We start from the raw sequence: 682 nt of genomic DNA on the forward strand, positions 1-682 counted from the left end.
GCCTTCGTTGGAACGACGGGTCCAGAGGTTGCGGCCCGAACCGTTCGCAGCAGGGACGCGGTAGTCGGGGGCGGGTGTCAGGCCGCGATCCGCGCCACCAGCAGGAAAGACGGTCGCACCGGGCGAGCGCGATATCCTCCTGTGTCGCACGTTCCCCACCTGTCGGACCGGTCATGCCGGCATCGTCTCTCCATGGGACTGGCGGGTCCGCACACCATGGCCTCTGTCGGATGGCTGATCTAGCCGAAGACCGGCTGCGCCTCGATCGGCTGACCGCAACGGCGTTCCGGAACTTTCTTCCCCTGACGGCTGCGCCGCCATTCCTCGCGAGCCAAGAAAGTTCCGGCCCTGCCGTCCTCCGCTGCGCTGCGGCCCTGAAGGGTGCTCTGCCGCTCGCCTCCGGCTGGTCGATCGCCATCGAGGCCACGGTGGTCGCGGCCCGATAACAGCATGGAGATACGACAATGGCTAACATCGGTTCCTTCAAGAAGGTGGGCGAAGGCTTCGAAGGCGAAATCGTCACCCTGGCCCTGCAGGCCCGCAACGTCCGTCTGGTGGCGGAAACCAGCCGGGCCAACGACAACGCCCCCAACTACCGCGTCTACCTCGGACGGGTTGAACTCGGCGCAGCATGGACCCGCCGTTCCAACGAAGGCCGCACCTATCTGAGCCTGAAGCTGGA

2 protein-coding genes are annotated in these 682 nt (G+C 66.1%); both read left to right on the top strand.

Annotated elements, in window-relative coordinates:
* Positions 1-230: 230 nt before the first annotated feature.
* The gene (locus AD948_RS00050) at positions 231-446 is read left to right on the top strand and encodes a hypothetical protein (protein ID WP_061470208.1); all 216 of its coding nucleotides are present in this window, start codon (positions 231-233) and stop codon (positions 444-446) included.
* A gap of 18 nt (positions 447-464) precedes the next feature.
* Positions 465-682, top strand: a 218-nt coding sequence (locus AD948_RS00055; protein WP_061470209.1) for a DUF736 domain-containing protein, incomplete at its 3' end; no start/stop codon positions are given.

Origin of the sequence: Acetobacter senegalensis (genome assembly GCF_001580995.1) — a bacterium.
Lineage (GTDB): Bacteria > Pseudomonadota > Alphaproteobacteria > Acetobacterales > Acetobacteraceae > Acetobacter > Acetobacter senegalensis.

What these genes read in the sequence shown, in the direction of transcription:
- AD948_RS00050 (WP_061470208.1), top strand. Translation starts at nt 231, where the DNA reads ATGGCTGATCTAGCCGAAGACCGGCTGCGCCTCGATCGGCTGACCGCA.